This is a genomic window from Petropleomorpha daqingensis, from assembly GCF_013408985.1.
Taxonomy (GTDB): domain Bacteria; phylum Actinomycetota; class Actinomycetes; order Mycobacteriales; family Geodermatophilaceae; genus Petropleomorpha; species Petropleomorpha daqingensis.
Map to the genome: position 1 here is coordinate 2,114,218 of NZ_JACBZT010000001.1, position 18,512 is coordinate 2,132,729.

Below are 18,512 nucleotides of genomic sequence, written 5' to 3' on the forward strand. Positions count from 1 at the left end.
CGGCGGCGACCCTCGCCACCCGGCCGGACAGGATGCCGACCGACCCGGCGCTCCGCCAGGGGTTGTCGCGTCAGGTGCGCCGGCGGATCCAGCCGAAGGCCGCGGTGGCGAGGAAGAGCACGACGCCGATGACGGCCAGCCAGAACAGGCCCTTGACGACGGCGCCGATGACGACCAGCGCGATCCAGATGATCAGGAGCAGGACGAGGAAACCGATCACGGCGGACCTCCAGGACTCGAGACTAGGAGCCGACGGCGTCGTCCTCCAGGACGTCGGCCGCGGAGCCGACGATCCGCGGATCGGGCACCCCGACCGCGTCGGCGTCCTTGCCCGTGTACTCGAAACGCGACAGCACGAAACGCATGGCCTCCAGCCGGGCCCGCTTCTTGTCGTTGCTCTTGATCACCGTCCACGGAGCGTCGGCGGTGTCCGTGTGCAGGAACATCGCCTCCTTGGCGTCGGTGTAGGCGTCCCACTTGTCCAGGGAGGCGAGGTCGGTCGGCGAGAGCTTCCACTGCCGCACCGGGTCGATCTGCCGGACGATGAACCGGCTGATCTGCTCGCCGCGCGAGACCGAGAACCACAGCTTGACCAGCGCGATGTCGCTGCGCACCAGCATCCGCTCGAACAGCGGCGCCTGGCGCAGGAACTGCTGGTACTGCTCCTCGGTGCAGTAGCCCATGACCCGCTCGACGCCGGCGCGGTTGTACCAGGAGCGGTCGAACAGCACGATCTCCCCGCCGGCCGGCAGGTGGGCCACGTAGCGCTGGAAGTACCACTGGGTCTGCTCGCGCTCGCTCGGCTTGTCCAGCGCGACCACCCGCGCGCCACGGGGATTGAGGTGCTCGGTGAACCGCTTGATCGTGCCGCCCTTGCCGGCGGCGTCGCGGCCCTCGAAGACGATGACGATCTTCTGCCCGGTGTCCTTGACCCAGCCCTGCAGCTTGAGCAGCTCGATCTGCAGCCGGCGCTTGATGATCTCGTACTCGCGGCGCTGCATCCGGTCGTCGTACGGATAGCCCTCGCGCCAGGTCTCGACCCGCAGCCCGTCAGGGCCGAAGAGCTCGCGGTCGTCGTCCCAGTCCTCGTCGGAGTTCTCGTCGGGCAGGCTGTTGAGCCGCCACTGGCGCAGGTCGATCAGTTCGCCGGGCTGGCCGTCGATCGGGGTGAATCGGAGCTGCTGCGTCACGCGCTCATCGTCGTGCAGTTCCACCGGTCGTGGGGCAGCAGCCGCACCTCGATCACGAGTCCACGGAGGGTCAGGGCGCGGCGAACCGCCGTCCCCAGGTCGCCACCGAGCAGTCGCGTGACGTCGTCGCCGTCCTCGGTCCGGTACCGGACCTCGACCGGGCAGACCGGGCCCGGCAGGTCCGGGGCGCGCTCGGCGGGCAGCACCCGGTCCGGGACGACGGTGCGCAGGACGAGCTCGTCGAGCGGTCGGAGCCGGTCGGCGACGACCAGCCGGCCGCTGCCCGGCCGCGGCCAGGGCGTCGACGGCGGGCGCACCGCCACACGGGCGCCGAGCGCGGTCAGCAGCCCGGCTGCCCTGCACACGTCGCCCCGGCGGCGCGACCGGCGCGGCACGAGACGAGTCGCCCCGTGCTGCGCGAGCACGAGCGCCAGCCGGGAGGAGCGACGACGCCGGGTGGCCTCGTCGACGAGGAGAACGGCGGTCACGGCGTCAGCGTGGGTGGCCCGGGTGGCCGGAGGATGACGCGAATCGGGAACGGCGACGTCCAGAAGACGAAGAGGGGGCCGCCCCGCAAACCGCGGGACGGCCCCTCCGATGTGGTTTCGCGCGCTTAACCGCGCGCGGTTAGGCACGCGAAACCGCGGATTAGTGGCCGAGCAGGGTGGTGCGCAGGACGTCGTGGATGTGCGTGTTCGGGTAGTAGCCCTCGAGCTGGTCGCTGTTCGGGCCCTGCGCCGTCACGACGGTCGGGACGCCGGTGTGGCCGGTCGTCGTCCAGTCGATGACGAACTGCTTGTTGGTGCCCTTGATGGCGAAGGGCCCGTCCTCACCCGAGATGTGCGTGCCGTCGCCGCTCTCGTCGGCGGTGTCCGTGGCCTCCTCGACGGTGGGCCCGCCGCAGTCGTGGTCACCGGTGACGACCAGCAGCGTGTTCGGGTGCCGGGCGACGTAGTCGCGCGCCACCTGGACCGCCTTGTCGAGCTCCTGCATCGCCTGCAGCATGCGGGTCGCGTTGTTCTGGTGGGCGAACTCGTCGACGCCCTCCTCCTCGACGAACAGGAAGAAGCCGTCCTTGTCCTTGTCGAGGACCTGCAGCGCCTTGCTCGTCATGGTCGACAGCGGCACCACCGGGTTGTAGAGGTCGCCCTGGCCCTCGGGCTTCTGCTGGAACATCTCCTCGTTGGCGAACAGGCCGAGCACCGGGCGGGTCGGGTTGACCGAGTTCAGCTGCTGGGCGGTGCTGACGTACTGGTAGCCGCGCTGCTGGGCCTCCTGGACGAGGTTGCCCTTGTCGCTCTGGCTGTGCTCGGTCGGGTCCTCCGCCGGGGCGTCGGGGTAGGCGCCGGGGGTGCCCGTCGGGTACCAGCGGTCCTCGCCGCCGCCGAGGATGACGTCGGGCTTGGAGACCTCGATGTACTGCCGGGCGATCTCGCTCTGCTGGCCGCGGTCGGCGACGTTGGAGAAGAACGCCGCGGGGGAGGCGTCGGTCACCTGCGCGGTGGTCACCAGGCCGGTGGCCTTGCCGGCCTTCTTCGCCTCGACGCCGAGCGTCGTCAGCGGCTTCTTGTTCACGTCGACGCTGATCGCGCCGTTGAAGGTCTTCGTGCCGGTCGCCCAGGCGGTCGCCGCGGCGGCCGAGTCGGTGATGGCGGCGTTCGGGTCGCGCGGGTCGGTCTCCTCCAGTCCGCTGACGGGCAGCGAGTCCATCGCGGTGTCGCCGTCGAAGCCGGCCGCCAGGAGGCGGAGGGCCTCGCGGTGCGCGGCGGACATGCCGTCGCCGTTGATGAAGATGACGCTCTGGGCGCCGTGGTTGCCGCCCCCGTTGTGGGCCTCGGCCGCGCTGGGCAGCAGCGCGACGGTGCCGCCGACCAGGGCGACAGCCACGCCCAGGGGGACGGCGCGACGGCGGAACGCCGACGAAATCATGGAAGGGGTCCCCTCTCCGCGCCGGGCGGAGTTGCCCGGGCGGAGCGAACCTCCGTGACGCAGACGAACCGAATCTGTGCACCGGCTGTACGGATGGTGAATACAACCAGCGACCTGCGTGCGGGCCGTCGTGCTTCTGGCCAGCCGGGACCACGAAGAGCAAAGAATCGTGACGGAGGGTTCCCCTCCGCCTCCGGAACGGGCACGATCCGGTTCCCGAGCAGTTGCTCGTCCTCGAAGGGGAGATCGATGCGGATACGGATCCTGACCGTCCTGGCAGCGGTGGTCACGCTGCTGGGGATCACGACGAACGCCCAGGCCATCAAGGGCGGCGTGGCCGACGCCGGCCAGCACCCCTACGTCGGGCAGCTGCTCTTCTACCAGCCCGACGAGGTCGACCCCCGGTTCACCGACCCGGGCGGCTGGTTCAACTGCACGGGCACGCTCGTGAACCCGACGACCGTGGTCACCGCCGGGCACTGCACGTTCGGCACCGGCCTCAACGGCCGGCCGGCTCCGGCGAACACGGCCGGCAACGACGTCTGGATCAGCTTCGCGGAGGTCCCGAACTACTCGATCCTGCCGCCGAGCTCGGGCTTCGTCCCCGGGAACAACGCCGGCCGGTACACGGCCTGGTCCCGGGCGCTGAACAACTCCTCCGAGTGGGTCCGCGCCACCGCCCACCCGCACCCGCAGTACGACGACGCGCAGTTCTTCACGCACGACCTCGGGGTGCTGACGCTGAGCCGGCCGGTGACCATGCCGCAGTACGGGCAGGTCGCCGCGCAGAACCAGCTGGACCGCCTCTACGCGGCCAACAAGCAGCAGCTCTACACCGCGGTCGGGTACGGGCTCGAGGGCTCGGGTCCGAAGAAGTCCTTCGGCGGGGACACCCGGCGCCGGGCGGACCTGCGGCTGGTCGACCTGAACGGGGTGGGCGGCAACGGCAAGGGGGTCTCGGCGAAGTTCTCGAACAACGCCAACACCGGCGGCACCTGCTTCGGTGACTCGGGCGGCCCGATCTTCGTCGCCGGCAGCCGCACGCTGGTCGCGGTGAACTCCTACGCGACGAATTCTTCGTGCGCGGGCACGACCGGCGCCTACCGGATCGACCAGCCCGACGACCTGCGGTTCCTGGCGACGTTCGGCGTCCGCCCGGCTGCCTGAGGTCTCACCGGAGCCGGCGGACGGCGGCCGCGAGAGTCCTCGCGGTCAGCCGTCCGTCGGCGAGCCCCAGGTCCACCACGTCGTCGAAGACCTGCTGGTCGGCGGCCGCGGCGCGGAACGCGGCGTCCATCAGCCGCGGCCAGCGCGAGAGCTGCGAGGCCGTCGACGTCGACCGCAGGTGCGCCCCGAGCCGGCGATCCAGCGAACTTCGCAGCTCGGCCCCGGCGCCCGCTCCGTGCGCCGCGGCCCGGCCGGCCAGCGCGCCGGAGAGGACGGCGTAGAAGATCCCCTCGCCGGTCAGCGGGTTGATCAGCCCGGCGGCGTCCCCGGCGAGCAGCACCCGCCCGTCGGGCTGCCGTCGGCGGCCGGTCGACAGCGGCAGCCGGTGCGCGCGCAGGGCGTCGGGTTCGGCGTCAGGCAGCAACCGGCGCAGCCCCTCGACCAATTGGGCGCGAGTGGCCCCGCCGGAGACCAGCTCGCCGTAGCCGACGTTGGCCCGTCCGTCGCCGATCGGGAACGACCAGGCGTAGGCCGGCCACCGCTGCGCCGTCGTCACCAGCCGGAGGGCGCCGTCCTCCGTGGTCGGGGCGTAGCCGCGGATCGCGACGGCCAGCCGGCCGGGCGCGTGGGCACCCAGCCCCAGCGCACGGCGGACGACGGACTCCGCGCCGTCGGCGCCGACCAGCACGCGGGCCTCCAGCGAGCCGTCGACGACGACGCCGTCCGCCCTCGGCTCGACGCGACGGACGAGTTGTCGCCGGAACTCCGCGTCCGCGGAGACGGCCACCCCCAGCAGCCGGGCGTCGAGCACCTCGCGCGGGATCACGTACGCCGGGCGCTGCGTGGCGCGCTCGACGGTCGCGCCGCCGGGGGAGCGCAGCGACAGCCGCGGCACCGGCGGGTAGCCCTCGGTCAGCGGAGCGACGTCCACCCCGAGCCCGGCCAGGACGTCGAACGCCTCCGGGGCGACGGCGTCACCGCACACCTTGTCCCGCGGGAAGTCGGCGCGGTCGAGCACCAGCACGCGCGCGCCGGTACGGACGACGGCCAGCGCGGCGGCCGCACCCGCGGGCCCGCCGCCGACGACCACGACGTCCCAGCGCTCCACGGCGGCCGACGCTAGTGCGAAACTCGGCGCGGGGGTGCTGCGTGAAGAAGATCGCGTTCCCGCAGGTCGGCGCGGAGGACGGAGCGCCGGCGGCCGGCCTCGAGCGGTTCGCCTGGCTGTCGATCGCCGCCGCCGTCGTCACCATCGCGCTGAAGACCGGCGCCTTCGCGCTCACCGGCTCGGTCGGCCTGCTCTCCGACGCCGCCGAGTCGCTGGTCAACCTGGGCGCCGCGGTGATCGCGCTGGTCTCCCTGCGGGTGGCCGCGCGCCCGCCCGACTACAACCACGACTACGGGCACGGCAAGGCCGAGTACTTCTCGGCGGGCGCCGAGGGCCTGATGATCTTCGTGGCGGCGGCGGTGATCCTCTACAGCGCCGTCCACCGGCTGCTGCACCCCGTCGCACTGGAGAGCCTCGGCTGGGGCCTGCTCATCTCCACCGCCGCTTCGGTGATCAACGGCGTGGTCGGGGTGGTGCTGATCCGCGCCGGGCGGGCGCACCGCTCGGTCACCTTGACCGCCGACGGTCGCCACCTGATGACCGACGTCGTCACCTCGGCGGGGGTGATCGTGGGCGTGCTGCTGGTCGCGCTCACGGGGTGGGCGCCGCTCGACCCGCTGGTCGCCATCGCCGTGGGCCTGAACATCCTCGTCACCGGCTACCGGCTGATCTCCAGCTCGGTGACCTCGCTGCTGGACGCGGCGCTGCCGCCGTCGGACCTGGCCGCGCTGCACGCCGCGCTCGACGGGGTGCGCTCGCCGGAGGTCGACTTCGGCGAGATCCGCACCCGCGAGTCAGGCCGGCAGCGGTTCGTCTCGCTCACCGTCCGGCTGCCGGGCGACTGGACCGTCGAGCGCGCCCACGAGGTGACCGACCGCGTCGAACGGGCGATCGGCCAGGGCCTGCCGGGCGCGCAGGTGCAGACGCACGTCGCCCCCGCATAGCCATTGCGGTCAGGACGCCGCCCAGCCGGGAACGCCCTCCGGATTGCCCGCCAGCAGCGCCCGCCAGCTGGCGCGGTCGTGGCAGGCCGGGGACGTGGTGGCGACGAAGTCGAGCAGCACCTCGCAGAAGCGGTCGGGGTCGTCGAGGTGCGGCCAGTGCCCGGCGCCGTCGAACACCTCGACGCGAGCGGTGGGCACGAGCGTGCGCACCGTCTCGGCGTGGGCGGTCGGCACGATCGGATCGCGGCTGCCCCAGACCACCAGCATCGGGATCGCGTTGGCCAGGTAGAGCCGGTCGAGAGCGGTGACCGCCTGCCCGCGGCCGTCGACCACGCCGCGCAGGGTGCGCAGGAAGGCGCGGCGGGCCTCGACGTCCTTGAGTCCGAGCAGCGCGTCGCCGGCCTCGGCCAGGTCGCGGACCTGCCGCCACCCGGCAGCCGTCCCGAACTCGCGCACCGCCCACAGCCCCGTCCGCAGGGCCCCGGAGACGCCGGCGAGGGCGGTGAGCACCGCCTCGGCGCCGGGCAGCGTGGCCGCCCGCAGCCCGACCGAGAGCTCCGGGCCGAGTCCGCCGCTGCCGACCAGCACCAGCCGCTCGCAGCGCTCGGGGAACTGGTAGGCGAACTGCAGCGCGATGCCCCCGCCGAGCGAGTGACCGACGACCGTGACCGTCTCGAGATCGAGCACGCTGAGCAGATCGCGCATGCCGTTGGCGTAGCCCGCGATCGAGTAGTCACCGCGCGGCTTGTCCGACGAGCCGTGGCCGAGCAGGTCCGGCGCGAGCACGGTGTGCTCCGCCGCGAGCTTGTCCATCACGCCGGCCCAGGTCTGCGCGCTGTTGCCGATGCCGTGCAGCAGGAGCAGCGGCGGTCCGTCGCCGGCGCGGACGAACGCACGCCGGTGACCGTGCACGACACGGCTCTCCCGGACCAGTGGCGGAGGCATCGCCCCACTCCAGCACGCCCTTGTTGCGTTAGCGTTACCCGGGCAGGCGGTTTCGCGCGCTTAACCGCGCGCGGTTAAGCGCGCGAAACCGCAGAGGTCAGGCGGCGGGTGGGGGCGGGGCGGTCCACTTGCGGGCGGGGTGCTCGTAGCCGTCGACGAAGTCCAGCAGCTGCGCCGCCGAGGTGACGACGCCCAGCGCGTCGAGCCGGCGCCGGTCGAGGTAGCCGTCGTCGACCATGCGGCGCAGCTGGGTCAGCAGCGGCTGCCAGAACCCGTCGACGTCGAGCAGCACCGTCGGCTTGGCGTGCAGCCCGAGCATGCCCCAGGTCCAGGCCTCGAACAGCTCCTCGAGCGTGCCGGCGGCCCCGGGCAGCGCGACGAAGACGTCGGCCAGCTCCGCCATGCGCGCCTTGCGCTCGTGCATGGAGGCGACGACCTCCAGCTGCGGCAGCCCCGGGTGGGCCAGCTCGTCGTCCACGAGGTGCTGCGGGATCACCCCGACCACCTCGCCGCCGGCCTCGAGCGCGGCGTCGGCGACGACGCCCATCAGCCCGACGTGGCCGCCGCCGTAGACGATGCCGACCCCGGCCCGCGCGAGGTCGGCGGCGAAGGCCGCCGCCGCCTCGCGGTGGGACGACGGACCGGACTGCGAGCCGGTGAAGACCGCGACGCGCACGGGACCGCTCAGCCCCCGTACGCCCGGGTGACCCACTCGGCGATGCAGACCGGCTTGTCGCCGCCCTCGCGCTCGACCGTGACGGCCAGCGTGTTCTGCACGCCGCCGGGGATCTCCTGGCAGTCCTGCAGCACGACGCGCGCCCGGACCTTCGAGCCCACCGGCACCGGCGCGGGGAAGCGCACCTTGTTCAGCCCGTAGTTCACGCCCATCTTCGCGTCGCTGACCTTGTAGGTCCCGGACGCCAGCGGCACCAGCAGGGACAGCGTCATGAACCCGTGGGCGATCGGGCCGCCGAAGGGGCTCTCCGCCTTCGCGCGCTCGACGTCGACGTGGATCCACTGGTGGTCCCCGGTGGCGTCGGCGAACTGGTTCACCGCCTCCTGGGTCACCTCGTACCAGTCGCTGGTCCCCAGCTCCTGGCCCACGAGGCCGGGCAGCTCCGCCAAGGTCGTCGTCGTGGTCATGGCCTCGATCCTGCCAGCACGTCGTCGACGAGGCCGATCTCCATCCGGGCGATGCCGGCCGGGAACGTCTCGAAGGCGCGGGCCCGCTCGTCGGAGGCGTTGTAGACCTGCTCGACCGACCGGAACTCGTCGGCGTCCCCGTCGTGCTCGACCGCCCAGGTGAACGTCTCCTGCTCGTGGTCGGCGTAGGCGAACAGGACGCGGAAGCCGAAGTGCTCCCGGACCGGGACGATCGTCGGGTACCACTCGAGGAAGGCGGCCAGCTTCCCGGGCTCCATGGTGTATCGGCGCAGCTGCACGGTGCTCACGCCCCGATCCTCGCAGCAGGCGTGTTCACTTGCTGCGTGCCCTTCACCTCGACCGACGGCTGGACGGTCTGCGCGCTCGGGCACCGGCACTGGGGCCGGGCCGGCGCGGCCGGGCTGTTCCTGCACCGCGACGGCGCCGACGGCGCGGAGGTGCTGCTGCAGCACCGGGCCGCCTGGTCGCACCACGGCGACACGTGGGGGACGCCGGGGGGCGCGCTGCACGCCGCGGAGTCGGCCGAGCAGGGCGCGCTGCGCGAGGCCCGCGAGGAGCTCGGGCTGCTCCCGGACGACGTCGTCCTCGGGGCCTGGTCGGTCGACGACCACGGCGGGTGGTCGTACACGACCGTGCTGGCGCGGCCGGCCCGCGCGCTCGAGCCGGCCGACCTGCGCCTGGACGGCGAGAGCAACGGGGTGGCGTGGGTGGCGCTGCGCCGCCTGGACGAGGTGCCGTTGCACCCCGGGCTGGCCGCGTCGCTGCCCCGGCTGGAGGCGTTGCTGCGCGAGGTCGGCGCCGACTTCTGATTCCCAGGCGTCACCCGCGTCACGACTCGCCGGATCGTCGGTTTGTGACCCCGGGCAGTGGGGGAAGAGCGCTCCGTTCCACCGCACGACCGAAGGAGCCGGTCCTGTCCACCCGCCCGCGTCACCGCGCTGCCGGCACCGGCACGCGCCGGGCCCGCGCCTTCCTGCTGATCTCCTTCGCCTGCGGCTTCCTGCTGGTCGCCGCGCCCCTCGCGCTGCTGTTCTCCGGGGGCGGACTCCCCGGCTCGGGCGTCTTCGGCGGCTCGGACGGCGACAGCGGATCGGGCGGCTCCGGCTCCGACGGCTCCGACGGCTCCGGGGGCTCGGGGGGCACGGCCACGCTGACGCCCGCCCCCGGTTTCGCGACCGAGTCGTCGTCGTCCGCGGTGCCGGGTGGCGGCAGCGTCGTCCCGGCCGACGGGACGACGGTCCTCGACGGCAACGGGTCGCCCGGCGGACTCGTCGGAGGCGGTGGCGGCACCGGCTCGGGCGGCTCGGATGCCGGCGCGGTGGGCGGCTCCGGCGGGACCGCGGGCGGCTCCCTGGCCGGCGGGCAGCCCGCCGGCTCGGGTGGGTCGAACGGCGGTGCCACCGGCGGGTCCGGGGGCGGTTCGACCGGCGGCTCCGGTGGCGGGTCGGCCGGCGGTGGCTCGGGCGGTGGCTCGGGTGGCACCACCACACCGAGGACGACGACGCCGCCCAGCAACCCGCTGCCCCTGCCGCTCCCCGTCCCGGTGCCCAGCGTGCCGACCTGCCTGTGCTCGGCGGTCAACACGGCGACCAGCGCCGTCGGCGGGGTCGTCGGCGGTGCGACCGGTGCGGTCGGCGGCCTCGTGCCCTGAGACCGCCGACCGCCTCGGCTCACTTCAGGATGGGCGGCCCCAGCGGGAGGGCACGTCCACCGGTGGCCGTGCTCATGCTGTTCACGAACAGGTACGCGCCCATCGCGATGATCACGAAGAGCACGTAGCCCGCCGTCTTGAGCGCCGCGACGCTGGGGGCGGACGTGCCGACCAGCACCAGCACGATGACCACGACCACCAGCGCGAACAGCACGGGGTAGACCGCCGGCAGCCGCAGCCCGCCGAGCGTGAGCAGGGCGAAGATCACCAGCCAGGCGATGAGGAACAGCTCCTGGCTGCGGGCCGCGGCGCCCGTGGCGATGGCGAACCAGTTGTGCCCGAGGCCGAGCACCAGCGCCGCGTAGCTCAGCCAGAAGCCGGCGAAGGCGCCGTAGACCCCGGCGACCGCGTTCTGCCCGAGCCGCGCCGCCCAGATGGTCGCGATCAGCAGGCCCACCGAGGTGGCGCTCATGATGATCGGGATCGAGGCGGCGCCGGCGGCCGGCGGCACGAACCCCACCAGCACCAGCGCGAGGGCGATGGCGCCGACCAGGAAGGCGGGCAGGCCGATCACGCCGGGATCGCCCACGGGTGCCGGTTCGGGCGCGGCCGCCACCGCCTCGGGGACGGACTCCGTGGGGACGCGGGGACCCGGGACCTCCTGGGTGACCGATCCGGCGGGACTGTCGATGGTCTGGCTCATGGGACAGGCTCCTTTGCTCTGCCTGCGAACCGGGGCAGGACGGTCCTGCGCCCGAGAGGGCCAGCCGGAGCGGCGACGCGCGCGGGGCAGCGCCGACCGCTGACGGTCGGAAGTGTCCTGCCTGCGCCCCTGCTGCGGTAGGGCCTACCCGGAGCGGCGGATAGGTTCGGGCCCATGACCGCCCGCGACGACGTCTCCGAGATCTTCGACAGCGCGGCGTGGCGCCCCGTGGAGGGCTTCGACTTCGCCGACCTCACCTACCACCGCGCCGTGGACGCCGGCGTCGTCCGGATCGCCTTCGACCGCCCCGACGTCCGCAACGCCTTCCGGCCGCATACCGTCGACGAGCTGATCACCGCCCTGGACCACGCGCGGCTGTCCACCGACGTCGGCTGCGTGATCCTCACCGGCAACGGGCCGTCGTCCAAGGACGGCGGCTGGGCGTTCTGCTCGGGCGGCGACCAGCGGGTACGGGGGAAGTACGGCTACGAGCACTCCGCCGGCTCGAGCGGCCGGCTGCACGTGCTCGAGGCGCAGCGGCTGATCCGGTTCATGCCGAAGGTGGTCATCTGCGTCGTCCCGGGGTGGGCGGCCGGCGGCGGGCACAGCCTGCACGTCGTCTCCGACCTGACCCTGGCCAGCGCCGAGCACGCGCGGTTCAAGCAGACCGACGCCGACGTCGGCAGCTTCGACGGCGGGTTCGGCTCGGCGTACCTGGCCCGTCAGGTGGGGCAGAAGTTCGCGCGCGAGATCTTCTTCCTCGGCGACGAGTACACCGCCGACGACGCGCACCGCATGGGCATGGTCAACAAGGTCGTGCCGCACGCCGAGCTCGAGCGGACCGCGCTGGACTGGGGCCGGCGCATCGTCGCGAAGAGCCCGACCGCGCAGCGGATGCTCAAGTACTCGTTCAACCTGATCGACGACGGCCTGGTCGGTCAGCAGCTGTTCGCCGGCGAGACGACCCGGCTGGCCTACATGGCCGAGGAGGCGGTGGAGGGCCGCGACGCCTTCCTCGAGAAGCGCGACCCGGACTTCACCCGTTTCCCCTGGCATGTGTGAACCGCGCTTTATCGCGATAAAGCACGCACGAGGAGGTGCGCTGTGATCGTCGAGGTGGTGGGCGGCACCCACGAGGTGCCCGAGGTGAAGGTCGTGGACGTCGACGACCTGACGAGACTGCACCTGGCCCTGGGCGAGGTGACCGACGAGGAGGCCGACCAGGCGCTGCGCGAGGCGGGCCTCGGGCGGCTGCAGGACGACCAGGTCGGATTCGTCACCGTCGACGCGTTGCGAGCCGCGGCGGAGCCGCAGAGCAGCGCGCCGGACTGGGCGCAGCGGTGGGAGGGCATGGTCGCCACCGCCCGCGACAAGGGGTGGATCGGGGACGACGGAGCGAGTCTGCAGGTGCACGTCGAGAGCGCCGCCGGTGCCTGAGCCGGAGGACGTATCCGTTCCGGTTCCGCACGGATGGGCGACCGCGATCTCGTGGTCATTGTGGTCACTCCACCGATAGGGCCAGGATGACCGGGTGCGCATGACCAGACGTCACGGGAACCGACGGTGACCGGCACGCCGGGCCGTCCGCTCAGTGCCGAACTGTCGGAGCAGTTGGTCACCGTCGCGGTGGACATCCTGGCCGAGGAGGGATGGGGGCGGCTCAACAGCGACCGCATCGCCGCCCGGGCCCGGGCCGGCAAGGCCGGCATCTACCGCCGGTGGCCGACGATGGCGGCCCTGGCCCGGCACGCCGTCGGCCGGTTCACGCTGGTCGACCTGCCGGAGGACGCCGGCTCGCTGCGCGGCGACCTGGTCGCGCTGGTCGGCCCGTGGGCCTCGCCGCTCTCCCGCGAGGAGCGGGCCGCGGCGAGCCTGGTCGGCGCGGCCCGGCACGACGAGGACCTCCGGGCCGGCCTGGACGCCGCCCTGGTGCAGCCGCTGGCCGCCGCGGTCGGCGAGATCGGGGCGCGCTCCGCGGCCCGCGGTGAACCGCTCGACGAGCGCCGGCTGGCGCTGCTCGGCTCGGTGCTCGAGGCCTTCTGGTGGCAGCGCTACACCGCGGCCGGCGACGGCGCGATGACCCGCGACCAGGTCGAACGGGTGGTGGACGACGTCCTGCTGCCCGTCGTCGAGCCGACCTCGGAGGCGGCGCGGGTCTGAGCCGGGCTCAGCCCGCGCGGGCGACGTCGACCGGCCAGCCGGTCACCGACGTCGGGGGTGCCTGCAGCGTGCCCAGGTCCTGGAGCGTGCCGAACCCCCGCTCGAGCCGGTCCAGCACGTCGCCGGTCAGCGTCGCCAGGCAGGTCCCCGTGTCCGCCGTGACGTCGTCCTCGCTCAGGATCGCGGTGCGCCGGCTGAGCACCAGCACGCGGGCGGCCGCCAGCCAGGTGGCCGCGATCAGCGCGGCGACCGTGTCCGGGTCCTCGGGCCGCGGGTCGGCGCCGTCGGCGCTCCAGGCCTCGACCAGCGCCGCGCAGAGCCGCTGCTCCGCCTCGCGGACGATGTCCATCTCGCGGGCGCGCAGGGTCGGGGACGCCTCGATGGTCGCGACGTAGCTGCGCCGCTCCTCGTCGGCCTGCGGATCGCCCAGCGCCGCCACCGTGCCCACGAGGTACTCGCGCAGCGCGCGCAGCGGGGGCGTCGACGCCGGCCGCGAACGGACCGCCTCGGCCGCGCCCTCGACCCACGGCGTGCGGCCGTCGAAGAACAGGTCTTCCTTGGTCGCGAAGTGGTTGAACACCGTCTGGACGGCGACGTCGGCCGCCGCCGCGATGTCCGCGATGGTCACCGCCTCGAACCCGCGAGCGGCGAACATCACCCGGGCGGCGGTGCGGATCTCCTCACGAGTCCGGGCCTTCTTGCGTGCACGGCGGTCCATGAGCTCACCCACGGTGTCGACTGTATGTGCACAAAGTATTGAAGCGCTGAAGGAACGGTGTGGCATACGGCACTTCTCTGTGCAGGAAACCACCCGTCACGCAGACCAGTCCTGTGCCACGCTCCTCGCCCACGACTCGACGAGCGCCGGCAGGTCGATCACGTCGAGGTCGGCGGCGACGTCGGCGACCGTCATCTGCCAGCTCTCCGGCGCGCGTCCCGGTTGCCGTCCGAACCGGGCGGTCAGGCGCTCGGCCGCGGCCGTCGACCGCTGCGGGTCGTCGCCGTCCGGGTGCTGGGCGTCGTAGGCGTCGTCGGCCAGCCGGACCAGTGCCTCGGCCGACGGGTCCGCCGAGGCCTCCTCGCGCGGCCCGCGCAGGGTCACCTCGAACAACCGCGCGCACGGGGCCGACGCGCCGGGGTGCGCCGGGACGTCGTCCCCACCGGCGGCGAGCACGCTGCCGCACCCGGGGCAGACGACGGTGGTCGACGGGGGAGCGCTCACCTGCCCGATCGTGCCCCACCCGGCTGGGAGCCGCCGGGGCGCGCCGGGGAAGGATGGCCCGGTGAGGACGACTGCCGCGGTGCTGCGGGCGCCGGAGACCGAGTACGAGCTGGTCGAGCTGGAGGTCGCCGACCCGGGCCCGGGCGAGGTGCTCGTCGAGATGGCGTTCGCCGGCCTCTGCCACTCCGACGAGCACCTGCGGCACAGCAACCCCGGCGGGCGGTACCCGATCGTCGGCGGGCACGAGGGCTCGGGCGTCGTCCTGGCCGTCGGGGACGGCGTGACCGCGGTGGCGCCGGGCGACCACGTCGTCACCAGCTTCCTGCCCGCCTGCGGGCACTGCCGCTACTGCGCGGCCGGCCGGGCCAACCTCTGCGACAAGGGCGCGACGATCGCCACCGGGCAGCTGCCCAGCGGGCGCTGGCCGTTCCTCCTGGACGGCGAGCCGCTCGGCGGGTTCTGCATGGTCGGCGCGTTCGCCCGGCACACGCTGCTGTCGGAGTACTCCTGCGTGCGCATCGACCCGCACGTGCCGTTGGACACCGCGGCGCTGCTGGCCTGCAGCGTGCCGACCGGCTGGGGCTCGTCGGTCTACTCCGGCGGCGTGCGGCCGGGCGACACGGTGGTCGTGGTCGGGCTGGGCGGGGTCGGGGTGAACGCGGTGCAGGGCGCCCGGCACGCCGGGGCGCTGCACGTGATCGGCGTCGATCCGGTGGCGCTGAAGCGGGAGTTCGCCTCGTCGGTGGGGGCGACCCGTGTCGTCGCCGACGCGGGGGAGGCGGCGGCCCTCGCGAGGGAGCTGTCGCGGGGCACCGGGGCGGACGTCGTCGTCGTGACCGTGGGCGTGATGGGGCCGCAGGTGATGGCCGAGGCGTCGGCGTGCCTGGGCAAGGGCGGCACGCTGGTGCTCACCGCGCTCGGCTACCGGCCGCACGACGGCGACGTGCAGCTGCGCGGGCAGGTGACCACCGTGTTCGAGCACCGGGTGCAGGGGGCGCTGTTCGGCTCGTGCAACCCCTTCCGCGACATCCCGATGCTGGCGCGGCTGCACGAGGAGGGCCGGCTCGAGCTCGACCGGCTGATCACGAAGCGGTACCCGCTCGAGGAGATCGGCGAGGGCTACCGCGCCCAGGCGGCCGGCGAGACGATCCGCGGCCTGCTCGTCCACGAGTAAAGGGACTTTTTCGGGCTAAAGGCCCCTGCGTGAGCAAGCCCATCGCCGTCCTCGATGTCGACGGCACCCTCGTCGACTCCAACTACCAGCACGCGCTGGCCTGGTACCGGGCGCTGCGCTCGCTGGGCGAGACCTACCCGGTCTGGCGGCTGCACCGGCTGATCGGCATGGGCGGCGACCAGCTCGTGACGGCGCTCGGCGGGGAGGAGCTGGAGGAGCGGCTCGGCGACCGGGCGCGCGAGCGGCAGGTCGAGGAGGCCGACAAGCTCATGGGCGAGATCGCGGTGCTGCCCGGTGCCCGCGAGCTGCTGCTGGCGGTCAAGGAGCGCGGGCACCCGCTGGTGCTGGCCAGCTCGGGCAAGGAGCACCACGTCGACGCGTTCCTCGACCTGCTCGACGCCCGCGACATCGCCGACGCGTGGACCTCCAGCGCCGACGTCGAGACCTCGAAGCCCGCTCCCGACCTGCTGCACGTCGCGCTGAAGAAGCTCGGCGCCCCCGAGGACGCCGACAGCGTGATGGTCGGCGACTCGGTCTGGGACGTCGAGGCCGCCAAGAACGCCGGGATGCCGGCTCTCGTCGTCCGTTCCGGTGGGTTCGGGGACGACGAGCTGCGCGACGCCGGCGCGATCGCCATCTTCGACACCCCCGCCGACCTCCGCGACGCGCTGGACACGACACCCCTCGCCTGAACTCGCCAAATGCGCCACTGTGGCGCAGCACAGGTGGCGCACTTGGCGGGGGTGGCGTGGAGATCCCGATCGGCTCGACCGTCGGCGGCTACCGCATCGAGCAGAAGCTCGGGGAGGGCGGCATGGGGGCGGTCTACCGCGCCCGGCACCGCAGCCTGCCCAAGGACGTCGCGCTCAAGGTGCTGTGGCCGTCGTACCTGCGCATCCCGCAGTTCCGGGAGCGGTTCGAGCAGGAGGCCGACGTCCTCTGCCGGCTGGAGCACCCGAACGTCGTCTCCGTCATGGACAAGGGCGAGGACGACGACATGCTCTGGATCGCGATGCAGTTCGTCGACGGCGTCGACCTGCACACGGCCCTGTTCGAGCGCGGCCCGTTCCCGCCGGAGCAGGCGGTCGAGATCGTCGGCGCGGTGGGCCGGGCGCTCGACCACGCCCACGAGCGCGGCCTGCTGCACCGCGACGTCAAGCCCGCGAACATCATGCTCAAGCGCGGGACCGGCGAGGCGATGCTCACCGACTTCGGGATCGCCAAGGACGCCGCCCTCGCCTCGCCGCTGACCCAGACCGGCGTCGTGCTCGGCACCTTCGCCTACTCGGCGCCCGAGCAGATCAACGGCGGGCCGATGGACGGCCGGGCCGACGTCTACTCGCTCGGCGCCGTCCTGTTCGAGCTGCTCACCGGCCGCAAGGCGTTCCCGCAGGAGGGCCAGTACCAGCTGCTGGCCGCCGTCTCCTTCGAGCCGGCCCCGGACCTGCGCACGGTCCGGCCCGATCTCTCGCCCGCGCTCGCCGCCGTCGTCGCCCGCGCGCTGGCCAAGGACCCGGCGCAGCGCTACCCGACCGGCGCCGCGCTGGCCGAGGCCGCGTGGACGGCGGTGCAGCCGCGGCCGGCGCCGGCGACCGTGCCCGGCGCCGGGCAGCCCTCGCCGGACGACGTCGCGACCCAGGAGCGCCCGCGCCCGGCGCCGACGCTGCCCGCGCCGCCACCGGTCCAGCCTGCGGTCCAGCAGCCGGGGCCCGCCCCGGCGCCGCGCCGCCGACGGGCACCGCTCTGGATCGCCGCCGCACTGGTCGTGGTGGTCGCCGCGATCGTGCTCGGCGTGGTGCTGTCCGCGGGCAACGACGGGGGCGGGGGCGGCGGGAACGGCGGGAACGCCGCCGCCACCGGGACCACGAGCCAGGAGACCGCCACCGGGGGCAACGCGTCAGGCGGGTCGACGGCCCTGGCGGTCGGTACCTGCGTGACCGAGGCGAAGGCCGCGACCGCCTGCGACGGCCCGCACGCGGCCGAGGTCTACAGCGACGGCGAGTGCACGATGGCCGCGCTGGTCGGTTACCTGGGCGGGACGCCGGGGGAGGACCCGCTCACCCCGCAGCTGACCCTCGACACCGCCGACGTCCCCGGCGGCGCGGTCTGCACGGTGGGCGCGCCGCAACCGAGCCAGGCCTCGTCGCAGGGCGTGCTCGCCACCTCGGCCGGCGCGGTCTGGCGCCGCTGCACCGACGACCGCGGCACCGACGTCCTGTGCACCAAGCCGCACAAGACCGAGGTGGTCTACGACGGCACCGAGGCGGCCGATCCCACCGCGGCGGTGGACTGCGAGGGCCGGGCGAGCACGTTCCTCGGCAAGCCGTTCGAGCAGGTCCAGGACAAGCTGACCCTCCAGCCCGACGGCTCGCGCTGCCTGCTCAGCGCCCGGGGCGACAACGTGCTGACCGACTCGCTGCACGGCCTGAAGTCCAGCGCGCTGCCCATCCAGGCCGCGACCGACTGACCCGCTCGTCCGGTCGCGTCAGTTCAGCGTGATGTCGGTGAGGACGGCGATCACCGAGCCGGTGCGGCCGCAGTTCTGCACCGCGTCGTCGAGGTACAGCTCGATCTTCAGCGCGTTCACCCCGCTGACCGGGACGGTGAACTGCTGGATCTGGTTGAACGGCACGCTGCGGATGTCGATCTGCTGGTTGTTGCCCAGGATCTCCACGGTGACGTTCTGGTCCGACGCCTTCGAGTCGTTCGCCTGACCGACGGAGAAGGTCAGCTGGTCGAAGTTGTTGGCCAGCCGCAGCTCGAGCTCCTGCGGCGTGTAGCGGGAGCCGCAGTTCTGGACCATCGTCCCGATGCCCTGCACCTGGCTCTTGTCGGCGATGTCGTAGCGCTTCTCCGACCAGTTCTGGCTCGGCCCGAAGAAGTCGTTGAGGTGCAGCGGCCGGCCGGCGGACTCGGTGCCCAGCGGTCCGCCCGGGCTCGAGGACGTCGACGACGAGGAGGACGTCGACGTGCTCGTGGAGGTGTCGGCGGGGGTCGTCGTCCGGGCGGCGGAGGTGGACGTGCGCGAGGTGCTCGACGCGCTCGCGGAGTCCTCGGCGAAGCTGCTGCACGCCGCGGTGCCCAGCAGCAGCGCCGAGGTCAGCAGTGCGGTCCCCAGCATCCGGCGCGTGCGGCCCATGGCTCCTGGTCCCTTC

The 18,512-nt window shown here is 73.4% G+C and carries 23 protein-coding genes; 10 read left to right on the forward strand and 13 right to left on the reverse strand.

From position 1 onward, the window contains the following. Positions 1-70 precede the first annotated feature (70 nt). From GGQ55_RS10435 to GGQ55_RS10450, 4 genes are all read right to left on the reverse strand, one after another. Entirely contained in the window at positions 71-220 is a 150-nt protein-coding gene (locus GGQ55_RS10435; protein WP_179716424.1) for a hypothetical protein, read from the reverse strand. 22 nt (positions 221-242) lie between these two features. Then, positions 243-1,190 carry a polyphosphate kinase 2 gene (gene ppk2 / locus GGQ55_RS10440; protein ID WP_179716426.1) on the reverse strand — a complete coding sequence of 316 codons (948 nt, stop codon included), beginning with the start codon at positions 1,188-1,190 and terminating at the stop codon, positions 243-245. Next, positions 1,187-1,678 (reverse strand): hypothetical protein, encoded by a 492-nt coding sequence (locus tag GGQ55_RS10445; RefSeq protein WP_179716428.1) that lies wholly within the window; start codon positions 1,676-1,678, stop codon positions 1,187-1,189. The genes ppk2 and GGQ55_RS10445 overlap by 4 nt, the downstream gene beginning before the upstream one ends. A 160-nt stretch (positions 1,679-1,838) precedes the next feature. Beyond that, positions 1,839-3,119: an alkaline phosphatase gene (locus tag GGQ55_RS10450; RefSeq protein WP_179716430.1), complete on the reverse strand. Its 1,281-nt coding sequence runs from the start codon at positions 3,117-3,119 to the stop codon at positions 1,839-1,841. A 249-nt stretch (positions 3,120-3,368) separates the two neighbouring features. Between GGQ55_RS10450 and GGQ55_RS10455 the strand changes: the two genes are divergently transcribed. After that, positions 3,369-4,286: a S1 family peptidase gene (locus GGQ55_RS10455; protein WP_179716432.1), complete on the forward strand. Its 918-nt coding sequence runs from the start codon at positions 3,369-3,371 to the stop codon at positions 4,284-4,286. Between the two features lie 4 nt (positions 4,287-4,290). On the opposite strand, the gene GGQ55_RS10460 is transcribed toward GGQ55_RS10455, so the two are convergent. Next, complete coding sequence (locus GGQ55_RS10460) at positions 4,291-5,394, reverse strand: NAD(P)/FAD-dependent oxidoreductase (protein WP_179716434.1); 1,104 nt, start codon at positions 5,392-5,394, stop codon at positions 4,291-4,293. 41 nt (positions 5,395-5,435) lie between these two features. Here GGQ55_RS10460 and GGQ55_RS10465 point away from each other — a divergent pair, with 41 nt between their 5' ends. After that, positions 5,436-6,338, forward strand: a complete 903-nt coding sequence (locus GGQ55_RS10465; RefSeq protein ID WP_366489049.1) for a cation diffusion facilitator family transporter — start codon at positions 5,436-5,438, stop codon at positions 6,336-6,338. A 9-nt stretch (positions 6,339-6,347) separates the two neighbouring features. Here GGQ55_RS10465 and GGQ55_RS10470 read toward each other — a convergent pair whose 3' ends face one another. The 4 genes from GGQ55_RS10470 to GGQ55_RS10485 all read right to left on the reverse strand — a co-directional run bounded on the left by GGQ55_RS10470 (position 6,348) and on the right by GGQ55_RS10485 (position 8,734). Beyond that, complete coding sequence (locus GGQ55_RS10470) at positions 6,348-7,283, reverse strand: alpha/beta fold hydrolase (protein ID WP_179716439.1); 936 nt, start codon at positions 7,281-7,283, stop codon at positions 6,348-6,350. A gap of 97 nt (positions 7,284-7,380) precedes the next feature. Further along, a complete protein-coding gene (locus GGQ55_RS10475) occupies positions 7,381-7,959 on the reverse strand; it encodes an LOG family protein (protein WP_179716441.1) in 579 nt (192 codons plus the stop codon). A gap of 8 nt (positions 7,960-7,967) precedes the next feature. Beyond that, positions 7,968-8,426, reverse strand: a complete 459-nt coding sequence (locus GGQ55_RS10480; protein ID WP_179716443.1) for a MaoC family dehydratase — start codon at positions 8,424-8,426, stop codon at positions 7,968-7,970. Beyond that, complete coding sequence (locus tag GGQ55_RS10485; RefSeq protein WP_179716445.1) at positions 8,423-8,734, reverse strand: hypothetical protein; 312 nt, start codon at positions 8,732-8,734, stop codon at positions 8,423-8,425. The genes GGQ55_RS10480 and GGQ55_RS10485 overlap by 4 nt, the downstream gene beginning before the upstream one ends. Before the next feature lie 36 nt (positions 8,735-8,770). Here GGQ55_RS10485 and GGQ55_RS10490 point away from each other — a divergent pair, with 36 nt between their 5' ends. Next, a complete protein-coding gene (locus tag GGQ55_RS10490) occupies positions 8,771-9,256 on the forward strand; it encodes an NUDIX domain-containing protein (protein ID WP_179716447.1) in 486 nt (161 codons plus the stop codon). 44 nt (positions 9,257-9,300) lie between these two features. Further along, positions 9,301-10,098: a hypothetical protein gene (locus tag GGQ55_RS10495; protein WP_179716450.1), complete on the forward strand. Its 798-nt coding sequence runs from the start codon at positions 9,301-9,303 to the stop codon at positions 10,096-10,098. A 19-nt stretch (positions 10,099-10,117) separates the two neighbouring features. Here GGQ55_RS10495 and GGQ55_RS10500 read toward each other — a convergent pair whose 3' ends face one another. Next, positions 10,118-10,801 (reverse strand): GPR1/FUN34/YaaH family transporter, encoded by a 684-nt coding sequence (locus GGQ55_RS10500; RefSeq protein ID WP_179716452.1) that lies wholly within the window; start codon positions 10,799-10,801, stop codon positions 10,118-10,120. A 174-nt stretch (positions 10,802-10,975) separates the two neighbouring features. On the opposite strand from GGQ55_RS10500, the gene GGQ55_RS10505 reads away from it, so the two are divergent. From GGQ55_RS10505 to GGQ55_RS10515, 3 genes are all read left to right on the forward strand, one after another. Further along, positions 10,976-11,863, forward strand: coding sequence for a 1,4-dihydroxy-2-naphthoyl-CoA synthase (locus GGQ55_RS10505; RefSeq protein WP_179716454.1), 888 nt, complete (start codon positions 10,976-10,978; stop codon positions 11,861-11,863). 42 nt (positions 11,864-11,905) lie between these two features. Next, complete coding sequence (locus tag GGQ55_RS10510) at positions 11,906-12,238, forward strand: hypothetical protein (RefSeq protein WP_179716456.1); 333 nt, start codon at positions 11,906-11,908, stop codon at positions 12,236-12,238. 126 nt (positions 12,239-12,364) lie between these two features. Next, on the forward strand, positions 12,365-12,961 hold the full coding sequence (locus GGQ55_RS10515; RefSeq protein WP_179716458.1) for a TetR-like C-terminal domain-containing protein: 597 nt from the start codon (positions 12,365-12,367) through the stop codon (positions 12,959-12,961). 7 nt (positions 12,962-12,968) lie between these two features. Here GGQ55_RS10515 and GGQ55_RS10520 read toward each other — a convergent pair whose 3' ends face one another. Beyond that, complete coding sequence (locus GGQ55_RS10520; protein ID WP_179716460.1) at positions 12,969-13,691, reverse strand: TetR/AcrR family transcriptional regulator; 723 nt, start codon at positions 13,689-13,691, stop codon at positions 12,969-12,971. 84 nt (positions 13,692-13,775) lie between these two features. After that, entirely contained in the window at positions 13,776-14,183 is a 408-nt protein-coding gene (locus GGQ55_RS10525) for a DUF5946 family protein (protein ID WP_179716462.1), read from the reverse strand. Between the two features lie 61 nt (positions 14,184-14,244). Between GGQ55_RS10525 and GGQ55_RS10530 the strand changes: the two genes are divergently transcribed. The 3 genes from GGQ55_RS10530 to GGQ55_RS10540 are packed head-to-tail and all read left to right on the forward strand — an operon-like array spanning position 14,245 to position 17,824. Continuing rightward, positions 14,245-15,357, forward strand: a complete 1,113-nt coding sequence (locus GGQ55_RS10530; protein ID WP_179716471.1) for an NDMA-dependent alcohol dehydrogenase — start codon at positions 14,245-14,247, stop codon at positions 15,355-15,357. 29 nt (positions 15,358-15,386) lie between these two features. Continuing rightward, positions 15,387-16,049: an HAD family hydrolase gene (locus GGQ55_RS10535; protein ID WP_179716473.1), complete on the forward strand. Its 663-nt coding sequence runs from the start codon at positions 15,387-15,389 to the stop codon at positions 16,047-16,049. Between the two features lie 56 nt (positions 16,050-16,105). Beyond that, the gene (locus GGQ55_RS10540; protein WP_179716475.1) at positions 16,106-17,824 is read left to right on the forward strand and encodes a serine/threonine-protein kinase; all 1,719 of its coding nucleotides are present in this window, start codon (positions 16,106-16,108) and stop codon (positions 17,822-17,824) included. An 18-nt stretch (positions 17,825-17,842) separates the two neighbouring features. Here GGQ55_RS10540 and GGQ55_RS10545 read toward each other — a convergent pair whose 3' ends face one another. Next, a complete protein-coding gene (locus GGQ55_RS10545; RefSeq protein ID WP_179716477.1) occupies positions 17,843-18,496 on the reverse strand; it encodes a hypothetical protein in 654 nt (217 codons plus the stop codon). Positions 18,497-18,512: the final 16 nt, after the last annotated feature.

Coding starts and splice junctions, on each gene's coding strand:
- GGQ55_RS10470 (WP_179716439.1), bottom strand. CDS start 7,283: ATGCCTCCGCCACTGGTCCGGGAGAGCCGTGTCGTGCACGGTCACCGG.
- GGQ55_RS10545 (WP_179716477.1), bottom strand. CDS start 18,496: ATGGGCCGCACGCGCCGGATGCTGGGGACCGCACTGCTGACCTCGGCG.
- GGQ55_RS10455 (WP_179716432.1), top strand. CDS start 3,369: ATGCGGATACGGATCCTGACCGTCCTGGCAGCGGTGGTCACGCTGCTG.
- GGQ55_RS10500 (WP_179716452.1), bottom strand. CDS start 10,801: ATGAGCCAGACCATCGACAGTCCCGCCGGATCGGTCACCCAGGAGGTC.
- GGQ55_RS10480 (WP_179716443.1), bottom strand. CDS start 8,426: ATGACCACGACGACGACCTTGGCGGAGCTGCCCGGCCTCGTGGGCCAG.
- GGQ55_RS10450 (WP_179716430.1), bottom strand. CDS start 3,119: ATGATTTCGTCGGCGTTCCGCCGTCGCGCCGTCCCCCTGGGCGTGGCT.
- GGQ55_RS10505 (WP_179716454.1), top strand. CDS start 10,976: ATGACCGCCCGCGACGACGTCTCCGAGATCTTCGACAGCGCGGCGTGG.